The following is a 21,653-nucleotide window of genomic DNA, read 5'->3' as shown; positions in this document are numbered from 1 at the left end:
GATGGGTTCCGGGCGTCGCTGCGCGACGCGAGGGACAGGCCGACCACCGCCAGCTTTTTGGGTTAGCGCGGCGGTCGGCCTGCCCCTCATCGCGAGCAAAGGATACAGTCTGGCCAGGCGGACCTAACCGCTGCTTGGTCCCCTCAAAGATCGACAGCGCTGCGGACTTGGCCCCGGAGTTGAGCGTCCCGCCGGTCTCGCTGTCGACGATCCGCGTGGCTTCCAATGCCTCGGAAAGGTTGGCGTGGATGATCGCCCAGGCGTCGGCGTAGGCGTCGTAGACCGCGACCTGATCGGGTGTGAGGGCGTGCTCGAGGATTTCATATTCGACGCCGGCAAAGGAGAGGGCGCGCGCGGCGTAGAGCCCGAGAGCCTTGAGGTCTCTTGCCACCAGTTCCATGGCCGCGATCCCGCCTACGCGAATGTCGGCGACGAAGGCTTCACGATTGGCGAAAGCCGTTTCCGGCCCCCACAGGCCAAGCCGGGTCGCATAGGCCAGGTTGTTGACGTCCGACGCCCCGGTGGCTGACGCGTAGAGCACCCGTGCGCGCGGCAGGAGGTTCTGCAACCGCACGCCGGTCACACCCTGCTCCGATCCCTTGCTACGCCAGCGCGCGCCCTCGCCGCCCGCGGCATTGGCCATGGCGTGCGCTTCGTCGAAGATGAGGACGCCCGAAAAGTCGGCCCCTGCCCAGCCGAGGATCTGGTCGAGCCGCGTCGCGTCGTTGCGGCCCGATCGCAGCGTGGGGTACGTGACGAACAGAATGCCTTCGCCCATCGACACAGGCGTTCCGAGTTTCCAGCTGCCGAGCGGCTGAATGTCGATGGGCAAGCCACCGAGCGCTGCCCAGTCGCGGCGCGCGTCTTCAAGGAGAGCTTCGTTCTTCGACACCCAGATGTGCCTGCGCTCTCCCCTCACCCAGCGGTCGAGAATGACGCTCGCGACCTGGCGGCCCTTGCCCGCCCCGGTCCCATCGCCAAGGAAGTAGCCCATCCTGTAGGACGCGCCATTGGCATCGGGAACGAGCGTGCAGCCTCTGTCTTCCCGAATGAACTTCCCAGGCAGGTCACGCGCGTGCGCGCTCGCGGCATAGATCAAGGTTTCGAGCTGCGCGCGCGACAGAACGCCCTTGCTGACCAGTCCATCGGGCAGTTCCGGGATCTGGTCCGGGACGGGCGCGGCGATCGAGCCCATTGCCACAGATTCCACGAGTGGCGTCGGATGCTCTGCCGCGCCCTCGATGCGGATACGGCTCGGCCGATAGGGCAGATAGTGCCCGACCTGCTCGGCGAGCGGAGCGGGCTCGATCAGTGCGTCGAACGCGCAGGCAACCGCGCCCATGGCCTTGATCGCAGCGGGTGGAGGCATGACCACGGACTTACTTCGTCCCGACGGCAACAGCGGAAGCCGTCGGGCAGGCAGCACCGGTGCGGTCGCAGTCCCATGGCTGTGGCGAGGCCCGATGCCTGCCACCAGTTCGGCCAGTCGCTCGAGGTCACAGGTCCTCGCGATCAACGGCTTTCCCGTGCGATCGGCCTTGTCGATCACGACAAACCGCGTCGTGATCGATGTGCCCTGGCGGACGAAGGCGCGATCCAAGGCCAGATTGGCCCGCAAGGTTGCCGGGCCGTGCAATGTCGGCAGGAAACGGTGGCAGTCGAACCATTCGGGCAGGATTGCGACCAGTCGGCCTCCGTGACCGAGGCGCTTCCAGGCCGAACGGACGTGCCGGGCGGCGGTCTGTCCGTCGTGGCCGCGTTCGAGCCCGTGAGAATAGGGCGGGTTCATCAGCACGACCGAAGGTACGATCGAGCGTTCGAGCAGGTCGTCAATCAGTTCACCATCATGATCAGTGATTCTTGCCTGCGGAAACAGAGCCCCGAGGCACTCGCGCCGCAGCGCCGAAATCTCGTTGAGCACCAGCCGGACGTCCGCCTTGGCCGCCCAGACCGCCAGCATGCCCGTGCCGGCAGAAGGTTCCAGCACGCATTCGCCGGCGGCAATGCCGGCGGCACGCGCCGCGAGCCATGCAAGACGCGGCGGCGTGGCGAATTGCTGGAGTTCGATCTGCTCCTCGCTCCTGACAGTCTGGCTTGGCACCAGACCGCTCGCGATCTCGACAAGACCGCTGACCACCATCGGGTCTGCGTTCGGGCTGAGCCGATCGTTTCCCTGGAGCCAGAGCACCTGGCCAAGCTCGACAACCGCGTGCGCCTCGCGCACGGACCAGCGACCTTTGGCATCGCTGCCGCCAAAGGCATCGCGCATGATGGCATTGAGAACGCCGCGATCGACGCGCTGAACCGCCGTCAGCCGCGCGGCAACCGCACGCGCAGCGGCCAGCACCGGCGGTTCGGCAGAACAATCGAAAGCAAGGGCGAGACTGGAACCGGACATGGGACCTCCTGACGAAGCCCGCATGCTGTCAGGGCTTCACGGGCCCCGGCCGCCTTCTCTCCTCTCAATGGTCGGCCTCATGATGACGGTCGCTTTGCGCGCAGGACGTCATTCCAGTCGGAGCCAGCCAACTCCGGCCGTCGAATGTGCAATCTGACCGGACGGCCTGCATAAAGGCGCCGTGCGCGCGCTTCGGCAATCTCCCCGCCAGCATCCGCATCGACATAGAGGAAAAGGTCCGTCACGCTTTCGGGGATCGTCACGGTCCCGAAGCGCGCGTTCCCAAGCGCAGCCCAGCACGGCATCGAAAAGAGCTGCGCGGCCGACAGCGCGGTTTCCACGCCTTCGGCAAGGCCCAACTTGCCCTCAAATGGCCATCCCAGCCGCACGGCGCCCGTCCCGAGGTTGCCGAGCGCACGCTTTGCACCTTCAACAGCTGCCTTGCCGCTGCCTTCGGGCGCGAGGAATGTGCGGTGAATGGCGATGACACCGAGATCGGTCCTGACCGCAGCGAGCATGGCGGGCAGGAAGCGGACCGCGCCGCGGGGCCCCAGTGGGGTGCGCGGGTGGAAGCGCAGTTCTGGCGAGCAAGTTTCGATGCCGCGCCCTGCCAGGTAGGCGGCAGCCGGGCTCCCTGCGATGCCATGCGCTTGCTTCCACTGCCGGACAGCGTTGCGATCTGGCGCAGCCTTGCGTGGCTCCGTCGCGGGACTCGGCCACGGTTCCACCTCCGAGCCGAACAGATCGGCCATCTTCACACCCTGACGGGCGAGCGCCTCTATCACCGCGACGGTGGCGCAACCCGCAAAGCAGTGCAGCAGAACGGCCTGTCGACCTACGGAGATACTGAGAGACGGTGTGTGATCCGCATGGGCAGGACATCGGCACATGCCGTGCGCCCCCGTCCACTTGCCGCCGAGTGCCTCCACCAGCCGGCGTGCGCGGACTTCAATATCGTTGGACGTCAAATCTGCTGGCATTGGTGTGCTCCACAAGCTCTGCGCCTGCTCGACAGCAGCCTCCGCTCTGCCCGGCACAAACTGCTTTCACGCTAAACATGTTCCTTATATGTTCTACGCCAAGTCAGGCAGTTTCGGAACGGAACATGGCGAGAAATCACCCCCAGCCCTTCGACCTTCCCATCACTTTGATCGCAATTACCGTAGCGTCAGCAACGCCGACCACGTCGGCTGGCCAGACCCCGATTGTCAGTCGGGCGCAGGCTGATACTGCCGTCTCCATTGACCAATTGACGGGCTTCACGCTGGTAACGCACAAGCCTTGGATCGCGGAAGCCGAGCCATTCGTGCGTGCGCTTGGAGCGGATCGACGGTTTGTCGTCGAAAGTCCTCAGCGAACTGATTCGTCGCTTCAAGAGACTGCGGATTTTCGCCGCGCATCATACCTCAGGTCGATCACGGCCGCCGAAGCCCGTTATGCATTGCCTAATGGGCTGCTCGATGCGCTGGTCTGGACCGAATCCCGGTATAATGCGTTTGCCGTGAGCAGTAGGGGCGCCATCGGTTTAGGTCAGCTAATGCCCGGAACAGCACGGGATATGGGAGTGCGCAATCGACTCGACCCGCTCGCGAACATTGATGGGGCAGCCCATTACCTGCGCCTGTTGATTGACAAGTTCAGACTGATCCACTTAGCGCTCGCCGCGTACAACGCAGGACCAACTGCAGTCGAGCGCTCGGGCGGTATCCCCCTCAACGGCCAGACACCGAGGTATGTGCAGGATGTTCTCCGCCGTTGGAAATTGTGAACTGAGGATCAAGTGAACAGCGCTCGCATTCGTGTCGTCGGAATATTGAGCTGGAGCCAGCGAGGGGCAATGCTGACTACCCTGCAAAGCGAGGTATGGATCATCGAAACCGACGAGGATCTCGACACGTTTCTTGGTAAGACGATCCTAGTTGAGGGGACAATCTCCGGACTTGATCGCCTTAGTGCATACTGGATTGGCGAACTAAAAGGTTAATCCCAACACGACAGGGACATAGATTCCCGCCACACGTAAAAGCGGCCAAAACTATTCAAACAACTGCCTGAAAATATGGGCCGTGCGGCTCTCGCCAACCGTGAATTCTTCTTCCTTGAGTGAATTTCCACTGGCTGGAGAAGCAGCAGCAGCCCTTCTCAATCGATTGGCATATCCCGCACAGCGGCGAGTTTTTCAAAGCGATCCCCGAATTGCGTCAGATCCGGAAGGGGAATGCGCGGTTGCGTATCAAGTGCCAGGAAGCGCCCGGCGAGCTGGTCGAGGCAGGCTTGCCGCTCTTCCTGGGGAAGGTAGGGCGCGTGGTAGGCTCCGAAGGGCTCAATAACTTCAAAGCCGACATAGCCCAGACTTCCCTGGAAAAACGATCGGAGAAATCCGTCAACCAGGGGACCATGCAGCCCTTCCGGGCCGAACATGTATTCCCGGCCCCCAAGGCTGAACGCAGCCGTCGCCTGTTTGCCGACCAAACCGGCGCGCCCGTAAATCGCCTTGCCGCCGTAAAACAGTCCCGAAACGAAGACGCGATCGATCCAGCCTTTCAGAATGGCTGGAACGTTGAACCAGAACAACGGGAACGTGAACACGACCAGATCGGCTGACCTCACCTTCTCGATTTCCTCAAGGACGTCGGAGGACAGCGTTCCCATTTCATAGTTGTGGCGCTGCTCGAGCGCGTAAGTGAGATGGCTCTCATCGCGACGCGTCCCGAAATCCTGCGGTGAGAGCACCGGGTTCCAGTTCATCTGGTAAAGATCCGAATGCAGGAGCTCATATCCCGCTTCGGCGAGACTGACAGCGATGCGGTCGCGCATCGCTGTCACGAATGAGTCCGGCTCTGAATGAGCATGAACGAGAAGTGCTCGCCTCTGCATCTGGGGACCTCCTTGAGCAATCAGGAACTAAGATGTGAAAGGTTCATGGATTATGGCGGGGCAGTTGTTCGCGCAGCAGCGGCTTCAGGATTCCAGCATGGCGTGAAACGCGCGCAAGTCATGCAGCAGCGTGCGAGGTTGTTCTAATGCCGGAAAGTGGCCTCCCTCGGCAAACTCGGTCCAGCGACGGACGTTGTAGATGCCCTCCAGCCACTCGCGCGGTGCGCGATACGGTTCCTTGTCGAACACGGCGATTGCGGTTGGCACCTCGACTTTGCCGCCTCCGAAAGGAGGAAAGCCTTCCGCCGCCATCTCGAGGTAGATCCGTGCTGCACTGCCGGCGCTGTTTGGCAGCCAGTAAAACATGAGGTTGGTGATCAGAGTGTCGATGTCGAATGCCGCGAGCAAACCGCCGCTGGAGTCTGACCAGGCCGAGAACTTTTCGAGGATCCATCCGGCAAGGCCCATCGGTGAATCGGCGTTGCCGATGGCAAGCGAATCCGGCCTTGTCGCCTGGAGCGTCAGGTAACCGGTACCGGCAAGCCGGAACGTTTCCCAATAGTCGGGTGGCACCGCCCCTTCAGGCGGAAAGGCATAAGGCATGTTTACATGCAATGAGCGCACGCAATCCGGGTGGTTGAGTGCGATCCGGCGCCCGATGATGGTGCCCCAATCGCCCCCCTGAATGTCGAATTCATCGTAGCCCAGGACATCGGTCATCAGCGATGCGAAAGCCGCTGCGATGCGTTGCGGTCCCCAGCCCGGTTCTTCAGGCTTTCCCCCGAAGCCAAAGCCCGGGATGGCAGGAATGACCAGATCGTATTGCGGGGCGTCCGGCGTCTCTGTTTCGCTCTGGCCGGTCAGTGCATCGACCAATCCGAGAAACTCGACTTGCGAGCCCGGCCAGCCGTGCAGCAGCAGCAACGGGCGCCCGTGCCCGCCACGCGACTTGATATGGAAAAAATGGAGATCGAGGTCATCGACGCGGGCTTGAAATTGCGGGAACGAATTGATCCAGCTTTCCTGCTTGCGCCAGTCATATTGGGCAAGCCAGTATTGCTGGACTCGCTCCAGGGTTTCCGCATCCAGCCCCGTTGCCCAGTTGCTCCCTGCAAGAAGCGCCGGCCAGCGCGTTCGCGCCAGTCTTTCCGACAGGTCAGCAAGATCGGACTCTGGAACCTCTATCCGGAAGGGCCGAATATTCGCCGAGTTCATACGCTTCGCTCCCTTGCATTTGCGATAGTTCGTCAATCGATGACGGGCAGTTCGGATCAGGCCAGTTGCTCGGCTGACAGGGCATAAAGATGCGAACAGTCCGCCAGAGCGGCGGCCATCATGCCGGACGCCTCAGGCACAATCTGATCGAGATAGAAGGCAGAGGTTGCCTTCTTTTCGAGTGCACGAGACTCATCAGCATGCAGTGCTGCCGAGCGTTCGACCAGCCATCCTGCAACCGCCGTCGCGACCATGCACAGAAACGGCCCGCTCGCCGCAAGGCGGTCATCGACGCTTCGTGTCAGCAGTTGCGCCTGAGGATTTCCGCAGCAGAAAGTCTGCTGATGAGTTCGCATACAAGCCATCTGCAGATTGGCGAAATCGCCTGGCGTGTTGGCTTTACCGATCAAAGCCACTTCGCCCGGATTTTTCGCGAGGCACACGGCTGCTCCCCGTCTGATTTCAGGCGCAATTTGGTCCAGCAAGTATGATTTGGCGCCATACTGCCCCCCCTCGGCTCAACCGATGACAGCCCCATTCGTCGAGCTAAGTTGACGCGAGCCGGCACATCCCGTTCAGTCTTTGCAGGATGTGATCTTCCGCATCGACAACCATGCGTCCGATCAGATCGGAACATGATGGAATATCGTGAATCAACCCCTGCACCTGTCCCAGATAGATAATGCCTACATCCACATTTCCGCTTTCAAGAGCTTCGCGAACCCTCGCTCCGAGCACCAGATGCCGCACGTCTTCGAACCGCGCATCGGGTGCCTTCGAGAGCTCGATCACCTCTTCTGAAACCGAGTTCCGCGCGACACGGCCGGTATTGCGAAACTGACGAAAAATCAGGCGCGTATCCCGCTCATCGTTGGTGAGAATGAACTGCTTGATTGCCCCGTGTATCGGGGCTTCGCGCGTGGCGCAAAAACGTGTTCCCATGGTGACGCCATCGGCACCAAGCGCGAGTGCGGCCACAAGCCCTCGCCCATCGCCGATTCCGCCACTGGCAAGAATCGGAATGGTTACCTGATCAGCTGTTGCCGGTATCAGGATCAATCCAGGTGTGTCGTCTTCACCAGGGTGCCCGGCACACTCGAACCCGTCGATCGAGATTACATCGACCCCTATCCGCTCAGCAGATAGGGCATGCCGAACAGATGTGCACTTGTGCAGGACGACCAGTCCGTTCCCCTTGAAATCCTCTACGTGCTCGCGGGGGGATGAGCCTGCTGTTTCGACCACCCGTACGCCGCTCTCGATAATCGCCCTGCGATAATCCGCATACGGCGGCGGACTTACACTCGGCAGGAATGTCAGATTCACGCCGAATGGCTTTTCGGTCAAGGACCGGCAGCGGTCGATCTCGCGACGCAGATCATCGGGAGATGGTTGCGTCAATGCCGTGAGCATTCCGAGCCCGCCGGCATTCGAAACAGCGGCAGCAAGTTCAGCCCGACCAACCCACATCATTCCGCCCTGAACGATCGGATGTTCAATGCCGAGTAGATCTGTGATGCGAGTGCGCAGTGCCATACTACCTCCGATGGCTGCAAGATGCACTGAGGGAACGGTCGACAACAGTCACACGAGTTTGCCGACCAGTTCGGGCACGATGGTGAACAGATCGCCGACGAGGCCGAGGTCCGCGACCTGGAAGATCGGGGCGTCTTCGTCCTTGTTGATCGCGATGATGGTCTTGGAATCCTTCATGCCCGCAAGGTGCTGGATCGCGCCTGAGATGCCGACCGCGATGTAGACTTCCGGCGCCACGATCTTGCCGGTCTGGCCGACCTGGTAGTCGTTGGGCACATAGCCCGCATCCACCGCCGCACGGCTCGCGCCGATCGCCGCACCCAGCTTGTCAGCCAGCGGAGTGATCGTGGCCGCGAATGTTTCGGCATCCTTCAGCGCGCGACCGCCCGAAACGATGATCTTGGCTGCGGTCAGTTCGGGACGTTCGCTCTTGGCGATTTCCGAGCCGACGAACGTGCTGGTGCCGGCATCCGCCGCACCGCCCACGGCCTCGACCGAAGCCGAACCGCCCGTGACGTTCGCCTTGGCAAAGGCGGTGCCGCGCACGGTGATGACCAGCTTGGCATCGGCGCTTTCCACCGTGGCGATGGCGTTGCCGGCATAGATCGGACGGGTGAAGGTCTTGGGACCTTCGACCGAGAGGATGTCCGACACCTGCATCACGTCGAGCAGCGCGGCGACGCGCGGCGCAACGTTCTTGCCCGTGGTGGTGGCCGGCGCGAGGAACGCGTCGTAATCCGCCATCAGCGAAGCAACCAGCGGCGCGACGTTTTCGGCGAGCGCATTGGCGAGCGACGCGTCGTCCGCCTTCAGCACGCGCGCCACGCCTTCGATCTGCGCGGCGGCGGCGGCGGCGGCGTCGCAGGCCGAGCCGGCGACAAGCGCGGTCACTTCACCCAGCTGCGCGGCGGCGGTGACCACGGCCAGCGTCGCGTCCTTGACGGTCGCGTTGTCGTGTTCGACCCAAACGAGAACCTTGGTCATCAGGCTACTCCTAGTTCCTTGAGCTTGGCCACCAGCGCGTCCACGTCGGCCACCTTGATACCGGCGACACGGACCGGCGGTTCGCCAACCTTGAGCGTCTTGAGGCGCGGCGCAGTGTCCACGCCGTAGTCGGCGGGGGTCTTGACGCTGAGCGGCTTGCTCTTGGCCTTCATGATGTTGGGCAGCGAGGCATAGCGCGGCTCGTTCAGGCGCAGGTCGGTGGTCACCACCGCCGGCAGCGCCAGCTTCACCGTTTCAAGGCCGCCATCGACCTCGCGCTTCACCACCACCGCATCGCCTTCGACGGCAACTTCGTTGGCGAAGGTGCCCTGCGGACGGCCCAGCAGCGCGGCGACCATCTGGCCCACCTGATTGCTGTCGTCGTCGATCGCCTGCTTGCCGGTGATGATCAGCCCGGGCTGTTCCTCATCGGCAATGCCCTTGACGATCTTGGCCACGGCCAGCGGCTCGACCTCGTCATCGGTCTGGACGAGGATCGCGCGGTCCGCGCCCATCGCCAGCGCCGTGCGCAGCGTTTCCTGCGCCTTTTGCGGACCCACCGACACCGCCACGATCTCGGTCACCACGCCCTTTTCCTTGCACCGAATGGCTTCCTCAACCGCGATCTCGTCGAACGGGTTCATGCTCATCTTCACGTTGGCGAGATCAACACCCGTGCCATCCGCCTTCACACGCGGCTTCACGTTATAGTCGATCACGCGCTTCACGCAGACCAGGGCTTTCATTGCGGACAACCTCAGCAATAGCAGGCAAAAAAATCCGGCCGCCCCTGCCTGAGCAAAGACGGCCGGATAACCATGCTTCAGATTTGTGGTGCAATTGCCGACGGGACAATCGCACCCGGTCGATCAGAAGCGGTAGGCGACCGATGCACCGTAGATCGACGGCTTGCCGCGATAACGGATGTTCGTGTCGAGATACGACGATACGCCAGTGGTGTAGACCTTGTTGGTCACGTTGCGGCCATAGACCTGCAGGCGCCAGTGGCCATCAGCCGTTTCCATGCCAGCGCGGAGATCGAGCGTGGCGTAGGAGGGGATGACGAAGTCCGAGCCCGGCAGGGCGTCCGTGCTGAACGTGGCGTTCTGCTTGCCCTGATAGACCAGCGTGCCACCGACAAAGGCATGCAGGCTGTCGCTGACGGGGAACTGGTACTGAACGTCGGCATTCGCGCTGAACTTGGGCGAATAGGGCAGTTCCGAGCCCTTGAAGTTGCCGGTATAGCCCTGCGCGTTGTAGACCGCGATGCCGTCAGGCGTCGTGGAATAATCCGAGGTTACCTTGGTCTTCAGGTAAGTGGCGCTGCCCGACAGGGTCAGGCCGTCCATCGGACGCACCACCAGTTCGCCCTCGATGCCCCAGATGTAGGACTTCGGCACGTTCAGCATCTTTTCCAGCGTACCGAAGACCGGGTCGGAAATCCGGCCGCGGACCTGCTTGTTGGTGTAGTCGTAGTAGAACGCCGCACCATTGAGCTGGACCTTGCGATCAAGCAACGGTGCCTTGAAGCCAGCTTCGTAGGCCACGACCTTTTCCTGCACGGCCGGCGTGTACTGCGAAATGCGCGAGGCGCCGATCGCCGAGAACGTGCCAGCCTTGTAGCCCTGGCTGACCACGGCATAGAGCAACGTGCCCTGATCGAACTTGTAGTTCACGCCCGCGCGGAACGACACGTTGTGCTCCTTGAGGGCGGGCGGATTGACCGGGGTCACGGTCGAATGGCCGGTGGCCGGGTCGATCGGGAAGCAATCGCCGGCAGCAAGCGGACCGGCGCCGAGCAGCAGCGAATAATAGTGCGCCGTGCCCTGGTTGGTATCGCTGGCCGGGTCGTTATAGCAATAGCTCGCGTTCTGCTTGCTGTCGGTATAACGCACGCCACCCTGGACGGTCAGGTTATCCGTGACCTTGTATTCGGCGTTTCCAAAGAACGCATATGACCGCATCCGCGAGGTGAACTCGTTCAGCGTGGTGCGGATGTGGAAATATTCCCCGAATTCAACCGCAGAACCAGAATAGTCATCGAGGTAGAAGTAGTTGTTCTGCGCGGTGGTCAGCTTGTCATAGCTGCCGCCGATGATCCAGTGCAGTGCTTCAGTGTTGCCGGCCAGACGCACTTCCTGGTTGAACGAGGTGACATGACCAAACAGCGACACGTTGGCGACCGAGGCGGTCGTGCCGTCAAGGCTCTGGTTGTAGTCGAGCTTGGAACGCGCAGCCGCCGTGATCGACGTCAGCGTGATCGTGGGCGTCACGTCCACGTCTATGCGACCGGCGAACTGATAGTAGCTGTTCTGCGAAGGCCGCAGGAACCCCGAGGTCCATTCGGCCGAGCGTGCATCGTTGCGGATCGGCGTGCCGAGGATGGCCTGCGCACCGGCCGCCAGCGAAGCGAGCTGCGCCGGAGTAAGCGAGGCGTACGCCGAGTGGGCCAGCTGATCGGGCGTCATGTTAGGAATGTTCAGACGCGCGACCATCCCCGGCTGGAAGAGGAAGCCGTAGTAGGGGTTGAAGCCCGCCGAGCCCGGCGTCGTCAGATCCGCATAACGGCCGGGGTTGACCACGCCGTAGGGGTTGCCCAGCACAGCGCCGCCAGCCCAGGCGTTCGCCGAACCCGCAGCCGCTCCGGCGCTTGGGTAGTAGTTCAGGTACGAACCGGTGTATTGCGGTGCCAGTGGATCCGAATGATCGCGCGAACCGGTGGCCATCAGTTCGATCTTCACGCCATCGGTCGGCTCGATATCCACCGTCAGGCGGCCCATGATCTTGCGTTCATCGCCGTTGGTATCGTCCGGACGCGAGATGCTGCGCTGCCAGGCACCGCCCGAAACGCCCTTCACGGCAAGGCGGGCCGAAACCTTGTCACCCAGCGGCCCGCTGACGAAGCCGCTCAGTTCCGCGCGGTTGAAGCGCTCGAAGGAGGCGTTCATGCCGGCGTGGAAGTCCTTGGTCGGCTTGCCCATGATGTAGTTGACGGCACCGCCGGTCGAACTCTGACCGAACAACGTACCTTGCGGGCCCTTCAGCACTTCGACGCGTTCCACGTCGAGATCGAGCGCGTCGGACATGACCGGCACGTTGCGCGGAATCTGGTCGCTGTAGACGGACACCGAAGGCGCCGCGCCGAAGGTGGCGTCGTAGAGGCCGATGCCGCGCAGGGTGTAGACCGGGGTCGAATAGATCGACTGGGTAAAGGTGAAGCCCGGGACCAGTTTCGAAAGGTCCGCCGGCCCGGCGATACCGCGGTTGCCAAGATCGGCAGCGGTGGCCGCCTGAATGGTCAGGCCGACGCTGTTGGCGGACTGTTCGCGCTTATTCGCGGTGACGATGATTTCCGGAGCACCCGCGCTGTCTGCGCTCGCCTGCGGCTGAGCCTGCGCCTGGGCCAGAGCCGGGCTGGTGGTGGCAATTGCCAGAGCAAGGACTGCTCCACTGGCAAGGAATTGCTTGGTCTGTCGCATCACTAACCTCCCTTATGGTTTCGGGACGGGCGGTTCACCCGCCTGCCCCGCATGCTGAACCGGGCACACTCCTCTGCCCGGCGCCGGTCTCACCCGGCGATCATTCCCCCATCGACGACGTGCTCCGCGCCCGACACGAACGATGCCTCGTCCGACGCGAGAAAAACGACAACGTTGGAAACCTCTTCCGGCTGTGCCATGCGGCCCAGCGGGATTGCATCGGCAGCGCCTCCGCCGCTCTCATCGGTCGCAGCGACCATCATGGGCGTGAGAATGTAGCCGGGGTGTACCGAATTGACCCGAATGCGGTCTTTCCCGTGCCAAACCGCCATCAGCTTGCTCATGCCGCGCACGGCCCATTTGCTGGCGCAATAGGCGGCATTCGCCGAAGCAGCCGTGCCGAGCATTCCGGCGATGGACGAAATGTTGACGATCGAACCGCCGCCTGCCGCAATCATCGACGGCACCACAGCCTGCATCCCAAGATAGACACCCAGCTGGTTGACCGCGCAGACCTGCAAGAACTCCGCTTCGGTGAAATCAAGCAGCCCCTTCACCGGCCCGATAATACCGGCATTGTTGACCAGAACAGTGATCCGGCCAAAGCGCGCCTCAGCTTCGGAAACAACGTTCCGCCAGTCCGCCGCATCAGCGACGTCATGTTCGACGAATATGGCCGCATCACCGAGTTCGCGGGCGATTTCGGCACCTCGCGTGACATTGAGGTCCGTCAGGACCACACGAGCACCTTCGCGCACGAACGCCCGGGCATGGGCTTCACCCATGCCTTGTGCAGCGCCTGTGATCACCGCCACCTTGCCAGCCAGGCGTCCCATGGTCAGGCCACCGCCTCGGCGGCGTCCTGACCGATGTGCGGCGCAACTTCCTTGACCAGCAGCTCCATCGACCGTTCCCAAGGGGCCGGATTGTCGATGTAGTCATGGCTGTAGACCAGCAGCGTGCCAAAAGGACCGCCCAGATCATCGCACCACGCCTGCAGTTTCTGCCGTACGGTCTCCACCGAACCGACGATCCACACATGTTCTGCCAGGTATTCCGCGTCCACCGTCTCGGGATCGACCGAAGGATCGTGCAACAGGCCCTTCAGCACGCCAAAGCGTTTGTAGGTCGGCTTGATATAGCTTTCCCACGCGTGCCCGATGCCGCCCTCGATCGCCAGCTTGCGCGCTTCAGCATCCGTATCTGCCACGATCACGTCGCGAACAACGCGGTGTGCCGAACGGTCGCTCGCGCGCCCGGCTTTCTCCATTTCCTCGCGATAGGTCTGGAAGTGGCTGCGCAGGAATTCGTTGCCGGCATAGACCGAGGCGGGAATGTAACCGTGACGGCCGGCAAACGTGATCGAAGGCGAAGGCGCAGAGAGCCCGGTCATGGCCATCTGCATCTCGCCACCCCAGGGACGGATGTCACGCAAGGGGTGCGCCGGATCGCTCGCCGGGCAGCCTGCGTTCCAGAACTGCCCTTCCATCTGGAAGGGCTCGTTCTTCCACACGCGCTCCATGATATCGATGGCTTCGAGCATCATCGCATGGTTCTTGCTCATGTCGGTAATGCCGCGCAGGGCAGCATCGGTAGGATAGGCCCCGGTGGCCACGCCCAGCATGTAGCGGCCTTCAAGCACCTGACTGAGCCACGCGGTCTGCACCGCCAGCGTGGCCGGATGATGATAGGGCAACAGGTGCGCAAGCGGGCCGAACTTGATCTGCTGGGTCTGGAACGCGGCCGCTGCGATCACCAGTTCCGGACTGGGAATGCTTTCCCAGTCCAGCGTGCCGTGCTCACCGACCCAGTATTCGCTGAAACCGATGCGATCTGCGTGAATCGCCTGACGCACGGCCCACTGGAATACCTGCTTCGCGGTCCGCTCGGGGCGCAGGAACGGCGTCTGGAACATACCGATTTTCATGGGATCGACCTTTCTTCGTTCGGCCTTTGCCAGCCCCCGACGCGGGGTGCCGGACGGGAGATCAGCCGAAATCCTTCCATTCGACGAGCGCGCCGTCGGCAAAGCGCATGAAGCTGCAGAACTTGAGGCGGAACGCCTCGCCTGCATTGCCGAAGCCTGGCAGGTCCACGGCCGGCGTGCCAACATACCAGGCCTGCCGGATCACTGTATCACCCACCACGCAGACCATTTCGGCATCTTCAAAATGCCGATCAGGCACATAACTCGCCGCAAAACCGCGCAAGACGTCCAACAAGGCATCGCGCGAATTGAGGACGAAGTTGCGGTTGTAATGCGAAAAATCGACGTCCGGCGCGATCAGCGCGCCCATCGCGTCGAAGTCCTTGGCATTGTACGCGGCAATCAACCGGCCCGACAGTTCGGCAAGATCAGACATCGCCTTCTCCACACAGGGAGGCAGGGCCGCAGCAGCCCAATGGCCGCAAACACCCTCACCTCACATCATCGGGCCGCCGGACTCGCGACCTTCTCGATTGATGAGCGAAACCTAGATTCCCGACGAAATGCAGTCAATTTTTTTCGACGTTTTATCGGATTTTTTTGGGATAGTCCTAATTTATCCCTGTATTTCCTATGTTTTTGCATATTAAACCGACCCTTGGTCGGCAGCTATTTCCCTGATAGGGACAGGAAAAGCATTCTGAGAAGGCAACGATCATGGCAACGCAAATGCGTGGAACGCCCCCGCGCGAACAGACCCCGTCCACCGCGACAACGGACGGGCGCGGCAGCGACCAATGGGAAGCACTTCTCGAACTCGCCACCAGTCGCCCGAAGCGCGCACCCGATCGCAAGCAGGACCGCAGCAAGCGTACCGAACAGCAGATCCTCAACGCAGCCCTTCGCGTATTTGCGCGCGACGGGATTTCGCGCTCACGCATCGCGGATATCGCCGCAGAAGCAGGCATTTCGACATCCACGCTCTACGAATATTACAAGAGCAAGGAGGATCTCGCCTACGACCTCCCCACCTCGCACCTGGTCTCCTTCTTCCAGGAATATCGCCTGGCTGCCGCAGGCAAAACATCCGCGCGCGAGAAGTTGAGCCTCTATTTGTCGATGTCGGCCGATTTTGCGCGTGAACATGCCGACTGGGGCCGCCTGTTCTATCTGGAAATATGGCCCAGCGTGCTGGTCAGCGAGACGGAACTGCGCCACAGCGTGAACGACTTCGCGCGGATCGCGCTGTTCCTGATCGATGAAGGCGTGCGCCAAGGCGAATTCCCCGAAGGCCGCAACACCTATGAAACGGCGTCCATCCTGCTTGGCGCGGTCAACCAGGTCATCATTACGTGGCTGCTCTATCGCCGGCCGCGTAACCTTACCAAAGCAAGCGCGGAAATCACCGAACGGGTGCTGACGATGATCGCAAACGAACGAACGATTTCATGACCGCAGCGATCAGCGCTCCTCGTAGCGCGCGGACCGCTTTTCCAGAAAGGCAGCAACACCCTCCTCGCCGTCGGGCTTCCCGGCGAGTGTGGCGGACAGAGCCTGCGCCGCAAGATAGGCATCCATCCAGGACAAGCCTTCGGTTGCAATGCAGGCCCGCTTGCGCGCCACGATGGCCGGCAGGCTCTTGGCTGCAATCCGGCCCGCCAAGGCCATTGCCACGGACCGCACCTTGCACGAATCGACGACGTAATTGAAGAAGCCGGTCGACGCGAGTTCGCTGGCGGTAAAGCGCGCGCCGGTAAAGAGCATCTCGCGCACCTTGGCCTCGGGCATCCTGGCAAGGGCAAAGACGCCGCCTCCGCCGGCGACAAGGCCATAGTCGATTTCCGGACAAGCAAAGGTTGCCGCCGATGATGCGACACGCATGTCGCAAAGGCCCGCCAGAATCATGCCCACGCCAACCACGGGGCCGTTGATTGCCGCGATTGTCGGACGCCCGATGGCAGCAAATCCGCTCAGCGCCGCGTTGACGAATTCATAGCGCGCCTTGCGCCGAGCGGAATCCATGCCGCGAAAATCGTGGAGGTCGGCACCACCGCACCACGCACGCGCGCCGGGCAGGGCCGTCAGGACGACAGCCTTGACCTGCCCATCACTTTCCAGGCGTCCGGCTAGGCGAACCATGTCCTCGTAAACAGCGATGGAAACCGCGTTGACCGGCGGGCGGTCGAACGTGACCAGTGCCACACCCTCCGTATCGACCTCGACGACAAAGCTGCCAAATTGCTCCATGTAACCCTCCCGCCTCCGGGCCGCGTCGGCCCAGGTCTTGAAATTTTGTTGGACGCAACACTCCGATGCGCCGGAAACGCTTCCCTTATGAAGCGACAAACGGCATATACCCGAAATATCGTCGCATTTTAAGTGGGAGATTTGGGATGGGAAGGCTTAACGGCAAGGTTGCAATCATCACCGGCGCGGCCCAAGGCATGGGAGCCGAACACGCGCGCCGCTTCATCAAGGAGGGCGCCCGCGTTCTCATTACCGACATCGACGCGGCAGGCGGTAATGCGCTTGCCGGCGATCTGGGTGCGAATGCGGCGTTCTTTCAGTTGGACGTGACCTCCGATGCCGGCTGGGCGGCAGCGGTTGCCGAGGCGGAACGCCGCTTCGGCCCCGTCAGTGCGCTGGTCAACAACGCTGGAATCATCGGATCAGTGGCGAAGTGCGCGGATCTTTCCGAAGGCGAGTTCAACCGCATCTGTGCCATCAACCAGAATTCCGTGTTCCTTGGCACGAAGCACGTTATCCCTTCGATGCAGCGTGCAGGTGGCGGCTCGATCGTCAACATTTCCTCGATTTCGGGCATTGTCGCGATCTACGGCACGCCCAACGTGGCCTACGCCGCCAGCAAGTTCGCGGTCCGCGGGATCACAAAGCAGGTGGCCATCGAATACGGCAAGGACAGCATCCGCGCGAACTCTGTCCATCCCGGCTACATCAAGACCAAGATGATGACCGATGCGCTGGACGAAGAAGGCATCAAGGTCGCCTCGGCTTCGGTGCCGATCGGCCGGGTGGGCGAAGTGGAAGACGTGTCCAACCTCGTCGTCTTTCTAGCGTCGGACGAAGCCGGCTTCATCACCGGTTCGGAGTACATCATCGACGGCGGCCTGACCGCCCTGTGATGCGCAATTGGCGTCGCAGTCCCAGGCTCCGCCGCCACTCCTGCCCTTTGGGGCACAATTCGCTTGCCAGACGCGTTCGACGCGCTAATTATATCCGACGTTTTTTCGGATTTGTGAGTCAGCCATGAGCGATCAGACCCTTGCGGCCCCTCCTACGCCTGACGCAGCGCATCGCGCCGCGTTTCTTGAACAGATGCGGCGGGTGCCCGGTGCAGTGGCGGTCATCGCGGCGCGCGATGGTGACGAACGCGGCGGGCTTGTGGCCACCGCATGGTCGTCGCTCTGCGCCGATCCGCCGATGCTGCTCGCCTGCGTCAACCAGTCGGCCAGCGCGCATGACCTTATCGTGAAGGCTGGCCATTTCGGCCTCAGCCTGCTCTCGATCGATGATCCCGATATCGTCGGGCACTTCTCGGGCAAGAGCGGCCTTTCGGGCGGCGATCGCTTTGTCGAAGGCCTGTGGAGCGATGGTCCGCTGGGCCAGCCGCTGGCGCGCAACGCCGTGGTAGCCTTCGAATGCGAGATCGCGGAAACGCACCGGCATGGCACGCACACCATCCTGATCGGCCGGGTGGGCGACATGCGCCATCGCGAGGATGGCAATGCCATGCTCTATCTGGATGGCAAGTTTACCGAGACGCGCCCGGCCTGAACGCGCCGTAGCCGAATTGATGCGGATGGCATGCCCGACGCAGCGCCATCTGCGGGAGAGGAACAAGGGGCATGATTAACAAGATCGTCGACACGATGAGCGAAGCCGTCGCCGGACTGCATGACGGCGCATCGATCATGATCAGCGGCTTCGGCGACGCCGGCGCGCCTGCCGAACTGATTGAAGCCGTGATCGCGCATGGCGCCACGGACCTCACCATCATCAGCAACAATGCCGGATCGGGCGAGACGGGCATCGCCGCGCTGATCAAGGCCAACCGCGTGCGCAAGGTGATCTGCTCGTTTCCGCGCCAGGCGGCGTCGCACCACTTCGACACCCGCTATCGCGCCGGCGAGATCGAGCTTGAGCTGGTGCCGCAGGGCAACCTTGCGGCGCGGATCGAGGCAGCGGGCGCCGGCCTTGGTGCCATCTTCACCCCCACCGGCTATGGCACGCTGCTGGCCGAAGGCAAGGAAACGCGCGAGATCGACGGGCGCAACTACGTTCTCGAATACCCGATCCACGCCGATTTCGCGCTGGTGAAGGCGCGCGCGGCGGACCGCTGGGGCAACCTAGTCTACCGCAAGGTGGCGCGCAATTTCGGCCCGATCATGGCCATGGCGGCCAGAACCACCATCGTGCAGGTGGCCGAAGTCGTCGACCTCGGCGCGCTCGATCCCGAAGTCATCGTTACTCCGGGCATCTTCGTGAACCGCGTGGTGCGCACCAGCGCCGCCGCGAACGCCTGAAATCAGGAGAGAGCACATGCAGCGCATGGACCGCACCGCACTCGCCGCCCGCGTGGCGCGTGACATTCCCGAAGGCGCCTATGTCAACCTAGGCATCGGTGCGCCGACGATGGTCGCCAACTTCCTGCCCAGGGACAAGGACGTGTTCCTGCAGAGCGAAAACGGCCTGCTGGGCATGGGCCCGGCCCCGGCCGAGGCCGACATCGACTGGGAACTGATCAACGCTGGCAAGCAGCCGGTCACCATCCTCGCCGGTGGTGCCTATTTCCACCACGGTGATTCGTTCGCCATGATGCGCGGCGGGCACATCGACATCTGCGTGCTTGGCGCGTTCCAGGTCTCGGTCCACGGTGACCTTGCCAACTGGCACACCGGGGCGCCCGATGCTATCCCTGCCGTGGGCGGTGCGATGGACCTTGCCATCGGCGCGCGGCAGGTCTTCGTGATGATGGACCTTCTGACCAAGACCGGCGACAGCAAGCTGGTCAATCGCTGCACTTATCCGCTCACCGGCCTCGCCTGCGTCTCACGCGTCTATACCGACGTAGGCGTGTTCAGCGTCGGCCCCGAAGGCGCGCGGGTCATCGAGATGGTCGACGGCCTGACGCTCGACGAATTGCGCAAGATGACCGGTGTAGAGCTGGAAATGGCCTGACCATGGTGGAAAACTTCGTCCTCGGCGCCTTCACGCTGGACCTGTCGGACACCGGCGTTCTCGTCGTCACGTTCTCGCGCCCACCGGTCAACGCTGTCTCGCTGACGGTTTACGAGGATATCGGCCAGCTCGCGGACTTCGTCGAGGATGACCAGCGGATCAAGGCTATCGTGATAACCGCGCCGCCCGGCGCGCGCGCATGGTGTGGCGGGGCGGACCTGCACGAATTCAAGGGCATGACCGCCGAACGGCGCAAGGAACGCTATTGCTTCATCAACGAACAGCTCCCGCGCTTCCACGCCATCGACAGGCCCATGATTGCGGCTATCGACGGTGCCACGGTCGGCGTGGGCGTGATGCTGGCGGGCATGTGCGATCTGCGCGTGGCGAGCGAAAACGCGCGCTTTGCCTGCCCGGAAGTGGATTACGGCCTGGTCGGCGGCAGCGCCGGGCTGTTCGCCACGCTGCGCATGCCCGAGGCAAAGGTGCGCGAGATGCTCTATACCGGCCGCGCGTTCACCGCGCGTGAGCTGGAGCCAACCGGATTCTTCAACTACGTCGTGCCATCGGCCGCCGTGCTGCCGCTGGCGCTCGATCTTGCCGGCCAGATTGCACGCAAGAACACGCCGGTGCTGCGCGCGCGCAAGCGGGCCTCGCTGGAATGGGAAGGGTCCGAATGGATGGACGCCTATCTAGAGGCACAGGAGTTGTCGTCGGCGTTGGTGGAAGACCCAGCGAGCGAGGCGGCGGTTCTCGCCGCACTCGAAGCGGGCCGCAAACGCGCACGCAAATGAACGCGGCAACTGCAGAGTGGCGCAAGGGCTGGCCTAGCGTGGCGCTGACCGCGCTGGGGTTGACCTGCGCGCCGGCAACGCTGCCGGTCTACACCCTTGGCGTGCTGGTCGCTCCGCTTCAGGGGCAGTTCGGCTGGAGCCGAGCCGCCATCCAGGCCGCAATACTGTTCAGCACGGGGTTGGGCCTTGCCGGTGGCCCGCTGGCCGGGTGGATGGTGCGAAGCTGGGGTTTGCGCGCCACCGTGCTGTCCGGCCTTGCTGGCATGGCGCTTTCGCTGCTGGCCTGCGCCGGCATGACCGGCTGGATTTGGCAGCTCTATGCGGCCTACGCCATGATGTCGCTGCTGGGTGCCGGAGCAAATGCCGTCAGCTGGAGCACCTACGTGTCCTCCAGTTTCGACCGAAGCCGCGGCCTTGCACTGGGCGTCGCGCTTTCGGGCACCGGGCTTTCGGCAGTACTGATGCCGCGCATCGCCTCGTTCGGGCTTGGCCATGGCCCGTGGGGCGATGGCAGCTGGCGCGTGGCGTATCTGGCGCTCGCCACCTTCGTGGTCGTGGCAGCCCTGCCGCTGTGTGCGCTGTTCGTGCCCAAGGGGGCAAACGGATACACCAGTCGCGCCCTGCCCGCCGCCTCGGTCGGCATGGACGTGGCCGATGTGGTCCGCACCGCGCGCTTCTGGCTAGTCGGGTTGTCCTCCGCCAGCATCTACATGGCGGTGGGCGGACTCATCCCCAACCTCGTACCCGCCCTCACCGACAAGGGCCTTAGCGCAGCCCAGGCCGTTCAGATCATGGGTGTGATGGGGTTCGCCGTCATCGGTGGGCGGATCGCCGTGGGCGTTCTGGTCGATCGCCTCTGGGCGCCGCTAGTCGCGCTGCTGGTGCTGGTGCCAGCCGCAATCGGCTGTCTGGTGCTGAACACCGCGCAGCCTGCATCGGTTTACGCCATCTGCGCGGCAGCCATCGGGCTTGTTACGGGCATGGAGTTCGACATGCTGGCTTTCCTGATCGGCCGCTATTTCGGGTTGCGCGATTATGCCCGCATCTATGGCCGGCTCTACATGTTTCTGGCAGTGGCTGCCGGCGGATCGCCGATGCTGTTCGGCGCGCTGTTCGACCGTACCGGCAGCTACGCCATCCCTGCTGTGCTTTCAGCGGCCCTGTTCGTGGCGGGCGCTGCGATGTTGCTTGTTCTTGGCAAGTACCCGGACCTGCCGGCAACCGACAAGCCCGGGGCCTGATCG

The 21,653-nt window shown here is 62.7% G+C and carries 22 protein-coding genes; 10 read left to right on the top strand and 12 right to left on the bottom strand.

Annotated elements, in window-relative coordinates; translation table 11 throughout:
* Both K3A84_RS08475 and K3A84_RS08470 read right to left on the bottom strand, forming a co-directional pair.
* Positions 1-2,398 (bottom strand): strawberry notch-like NTP hydrolase domain-containing protein (locus tag K3A84_RS08475; protein ID WP_225008882.1); only part of this gene is annotated, 2,398 nt, incomplete at its 3' end.
* Between the two features lie 77 nt (positions 2,399-2,475).
* Positions 2,476-3,378: a DUF7146 domain-containing protein gene (locus tag K3A84_RS08470; RefSeq protein ID WP_225008881.1), complete on the bottom strand. Its 903-nt coding sequence runs from the start codon at positions 3,376-3,378 to the stop codon at positions 2,476-2,478.
* Between the two features lie 125 nt (positions 3,379-3,503).
* Here K3A84_RS08470 and K3A84_RS08465 point away from each other — a divergent pair, with 125 nt between their 5' ends.
* A complete protein-coding gene (locus K3A84_RS08465) occupies positions 3,504-4,166 on the top strand; it encodes a lytic transglycosylase domain-containing protein (RefSeq protein WP_225008880.1) in 663 nt (220 codons plus the stop codon).
* Between the two features lie 12 nt (positions 4,167-4,178).
* Complete coding sequence (locus K3A84_RS08460; RefSeq protein ID WP_225008879.1) at positions 4,179-4,382, top strand: DUF5818 domain-containing protein; 204 nt, start codon at positions 4,179-4,181, stop codon at positions 4,380-4,382.
* Between the two features lie 158 nt (positions 4,383-4,540).
* Here K3A84_RS08460 and K3A84_RS08455 read toward each other — a convergent pair whose 3' ends face one another.
* Together K3A84_RS08455 and K3A84_RS08450 are read right to left on the bottom strand one after the other, a co-directional pair.
* The gene (locus tag K3A84_RS08455) at positions 4,541-5,275 is read right to left on the bottom strand and encodes an NAD(P)H-dependent oxidoreductase (protein WP_225008878.1); all 735 of its coding nucleotides are present in this window, start codon (positions 5,273-5,275) and stop codon (positions 4,541-4,543) included.
* Between the two features lie 84 nt (positions 5,276-5,359).
* Positions 5,360-6,490 (bottom strand): epoxide hydrolase family protein, encoded by a 1,131-nt coding sequence (locus K3A84_RS08450; protein ID WP_225008877.1) that lies wholly within the window; start codon positions 6,488-6,490, stop codon positions 5,360-5,362.
* A gap of 89 nt (positions 6,491-6,579) precedes the next feature.
* Here K3A84_RS08450 and K3A84_RS20625 point away from each other — a divergent pair, with 89 nt between their 5' ends.
* On the top strand, positions 6,580-6,981 hold the full coding sequence (locus tag K3A84_RS20625) for a helix-turn-helix domain-containing protein (protein WP_404823122.1): 402 nt from the start codon (positions 6,580-6,582) through the stop codon (positions 6,979-6,981).
* Positions 6,982-7,036: 55 nt separating this feature from the next.
* Here K3A84_RS20625 and K3A84_RS08440 read toward each other — a convergent pair whose 3' ends face one another.
* The 7 genes from K3A84_RS08440 to K3A84_RS08410 form a co-directional block, all read right to left on the bottom strand.
* Positions 7,037-8,026 (bottom strand): NAD(P)H-dependent flavin oxidoreductase, encoded by a 990-nt coding sequence (locus K3A84_RS08440; protein WP_225008876.1) that lies wholly within the window; start codon positions 8,024-8,026, stop codon positions 7,037-7,039.
* Between the two features lie 48 nt (positions 8,027-8,074).
* A complete protein-coding gene (locus tag K3A84_RS08435; RefSeq protein WP_225008875.1) occupies positions 8,075-9,010 on the bottom strand; it encodes an electron transfer flavoprotein subunit alpha/FixB family protein in 936 nt (311 codons plus the stop codon).
* Entirely contained in the window at positions 9,010-9,756 is a 747-nt protein-coding gene (locus K3A84_RS08430) for an electron transfer flavoprotein subunit beta/FixA family protein (RefSeq protein ID WP_225008874.1), read from the bottom strand. The genes K3A84_RS08435 and K3A84_RS08430 overlap by 1 nt, the downstream gene beginning before the upstream one ends.
* Positions 9,757-9,879: 123 nt before the next feature.
* Entirely contained in the window at positions 9,880-12,489 is a 2,610-nt protein-coding gene (locus K3A84_RS08425) for a TonB-dependent receptor (RefSeq protein WP_225008873.1), read from the bottom strand.
* Positions 12,490-12,578: 89 nt separating this feature from the next.
* Positions 12,579-13,325 (bottom strand): SDR family NAD(P)-dependent oxidoreductase, encoded by a 747-nt coding sequence (locus tag K3A84_RS08420; RefSeq protein ID WP_225008872.1) that lies wholly within the window; start codon positions 13,323-13,325, stop codon positions 12,579-12,581.
* Positions 13,326-13,327: 2 nt separating this feature from the next.
* Entirely contained in the window at positions 13,328-14,416 is a 1,089-nt protein-coding gene (locus K3A84_RS08415; RefSeq protein WP_225008871.1) for an LLM class flavin-dependent oxidoreductase, read from the bottom strand.
* Positions 14,417-14,477: 61 nt separating this feature from the next.
* Positions 14,478-14,852, bottom strand: a complete 375-nt coding sequence (locus K3A84_RS08410) for a nuclear transport factor 2 family protein (RefSeq protein WP_225008870.1) — start codon at positions 14,850-14,852, stop codon at positions 14,478-14,480.
* A gap of 281 nt (positions 14,853-15,133) precedes the next feature.
* On the opposite strand from K3A84_RS08410, the gene K3A84_RS08405 reads away from it, so the two are divergent.
* Positions 15,134-15,868 carry a TetR/AcrR family transcriptional regulator gene (locus K3A84_RS08405; RefSeq protein WP_225008869.1) on the top strand — a complete coding sequence of 245 codons (735 nt, stop codon included), beginning with the start codon at positions 15,134-15,136 and terminating at the stop codon, positions 15,866-15,868.
* A 9-nt stretch (positions 15,869-15,877) separates the two neighbouring features.
* Here the strand turns inward: K3A84_RS08405 and K3A84_RS08400 are convergent, their stop codons facing one another.
* Complete coding sequence (locus K3A84_RS08400) at positions 15,878-16,762, bottom strand: enoyl-CoA hydratase/isomerase family protein (protein WP_225008868.1); 885 nt, start codon at positions 16,760-16,762, stop codon at positions 15,878-15,880.
* Here K3A84_RS08400 and K3A84_RS08395 point away from each other — a divergent pair.
* The 6 genes from K3A84_RS08395 (at position 16,729) to K3A84_RS08370 (ending at position 21,650) form a co-directional block, all read left to right on the top strand.
* Positions 16,729-17,559, top strand: a complete 831-nt coding sequence (locus K3A84_RS08395; RefSeq protein WP_318248292.1) for a glucose 1-dehydrogenase — start codon at positions 16,729-16,731, stop codon at positions 17,557-17,559. The genes K3A84_RS08400 and K3A84_RS08395 overlap by 34 nt on opposite strands.
* A gap of 124 nt (positions 17,560-17,683) precedes the next feature.
* Positions 17,684-18,211 (top strand): flavin reductase family protein, encoded by a 528-nt coding sequence (locus tag K3A84_RS08390; RefSeq protein ID WP_225008867.1) that lies wholly within the window; start codon positions 17,684-17,686, stop codon positions 18,209-18,211.
* Between the two features lie 71 nt (positions 18,212-18,282).
* Complete coding sequence (locus K3A84_RS08385) at positions 18,283-18,960, top strand: 3-oxoacid CoA-transferase subunit A (protein ID WP_225008866.1); 678 nt, start codon at positions 18,283-18,285, stop codon at positions 18,958-18,960.
* A 16-nt stretch (positions 18,961-18,976) separates the two neighbouring features.
* Positions 18,977-19,615: a 3-oxoacid CoA-transferase subunit B gene (locus tag K3A84_RS08380; RefSeq protein WP_225008865.1), complete on the top strand. Its 639-nt coding sequence runs from the start codon at positions 18,977-18,979 to the stop codon at positions 19,613-19,615.
* A gap of 2 nt (positions 19,616-19,617) precedes the next feature.
* A complete protein-coding gene (locus K3A84_RS08375) occupies positions 19,618-20,409 on the top strand; it encodes an enoyl-CoA hydratase/isomerase family protein (protein WP_225008864.1) in 792 nt (263 codons plus the stop codon).
* Positions 20,406-21,650 (top strand): MFS transporter, encoded by a 1,245-nt coding sequence (locus K3A84_RS08370; protein ID WP_225008863.1) that lies wholly within the window; start codon positions 20,406-20,408, stop codon positions 21,648-21,650. Before K3A84_RS08375 ends, K3A84_RS08370 begins: the two co-directional genes overlap by 4 nt.
* The last annotated feature ends 3 nt before the right edge of the window (positions 21,651-21,653 follow it).

Origin of the sequence: Novosphingobium percolationis (assembly GCF_020179425.1) — a bacterium.
GTDB lineage: Bacteria > Pseudomonadota > Alphaproteobacteria > Sphingomonadales > Sphingomonadaceae > Novosphingobium > Novosphingobium percolationis.
Note: the sequence above shows the minus strand (reverse complement) of the source record. Positions and strands in the feature narration are given on the sequence as shown.

Excerpts from the sequence above, each read along its gene's own strand:
- K3A84_RS08410 (WP_225008870.1), bottom strand. The coding sequence starts at position 14,852 with ATGTCTGATCTTGCCGAACTGTCGGGCCGGTTGATTGCCGCGTACAAT.
- K3A84_RS08455 (WP_225008878.1), bottom strand. The coding sequence starts at position 5,275 with ATGCAGAGGCGAGCACTTCTCGTTCATGCTCATTCAGAGCCGGACTCA.
- K3A84_RS08370 (WP_225008863.1), top strand. The coding sequence starts at position 20,406 with ATGAACGCGGCAACTGCAGAGTGGCGCAAGGGCTGGCCTAGCGTGGCG.
- K3A84_RS08395 (WP_318248292.1), top strand. The coding sequence starts at position 16,729 with ATGCGCCGGAAACGCTTCCCTTATGAAGCGACAAACGGCATATACCCG.
- K3A84_RS08470 (WP_225008881.1), bottom strand. The coding sequence starts at position 3,378 with ATGCCAGCAGATTTGACGTCCAACGATATTGAAGTCCGCGCACGCCGG.
- K3A84_RS08405 (WP_225008869.1), top strand. The coding sequence starts at position 15,134 with ATGGCAACGCAAATGCGTGGAACGCCCCCGCGCGAACAGACCCCGTCC.
- K3A84_RS08450 (WP_225008877.1), bottom strand. The coding sequence starts at position 6,490 with ATGAACTCGGCGAATATTCGGCCCTTCCGGATAGAGGTTCCAGAGTCC.
- K3A84_RS20625 (WP_404823122.1), top strand. The coding sequence starts at position 6,580 with ATGCGAACAGTCCGCCAGAGCGGCGGCCATCATGCCGGACGCCTCAGG.
- K3A84_RS08430 (WP_225008874.1), bottom strand. The coding sequence starts at position 9,756 with ATGAAAGCCCTGGTCTGCGTGAAGCGCGTGATCGACTATAACGTGAAG.
- K3A84_RS08380 (WP_225008865.1), top strand. The coding sequence starts at position 18,977 with ATGCAGCGCATGGACCGCACCGCACTCGCCGCCCGCGTGGCGCGTGAC.
- K3A84_RS08415 (WP_225008871.1), bottom strand. The coding sequence starts at position 14,416 with ATGAAAATCGGTATGTTCCAGACGCCGTTCCTGCGCCCCGAGCGGACC.
- K3A84_RS08425 (WP_225008873.1), bottom strand. The coding sequence starts at position 12,489 with ATGCGACAGACCAAGCAATTCCTTGCCAGTGGAGCAGTCCTTGCTCTG.
- K3A84_RS08390 (WP_225008867.1), top strand. The coding sequence starts at position 17,684 with ATGAGCGATCAGACCCTTGCGGCCCCTCCTACGCCTGACGCAGCGCAT.
- K3A84_RS08440 (WP_225008876.1), bottom strand. The coding sequence starts at position 8,026 with ATGGCACTGCGCACTCGCATCACAGATCTACTCGGCATTGAACATCCG.
- K3A84_RS08375 (WP_225008864.1), top strand. The coding sequence starts at position 19,618 with ATGGTGGAAAACTTCGTCCTCGGCGCCTTCACGCTGGACCTGTCGGAC.
- K3A84_RS08385 (WP_225008866.1), top strand. The coding sequence starts at position 18,283 with ATGATTAACAAGATCGTCGACACGATGAGCGAAGCCGTCGCCGGACTG.
- K3A84_RS08465 (WP_225008880.1), top strand. The coding sequence starts at position 3,504 with ATGGCGAGAAATCACCCCCAGCCCTTCGACCTTCCCATCACTTTGATC.
- K3A84_RS08420 (WP_225008872.1), bottom strand. The coding sequence starts at position 13,325 with ATGGGACGCCTGGCTGGCAAGGTGGCGGTGATCACAGGCGCTGCACAA.
- K3A84_RS08435 (WP_225008875.1), bottom strand. The coding sequence starts at position 9,010 with ATGACCAAGGTTCTCGTTTGGGTCGAACACGACAACGCGACCGTCAAG.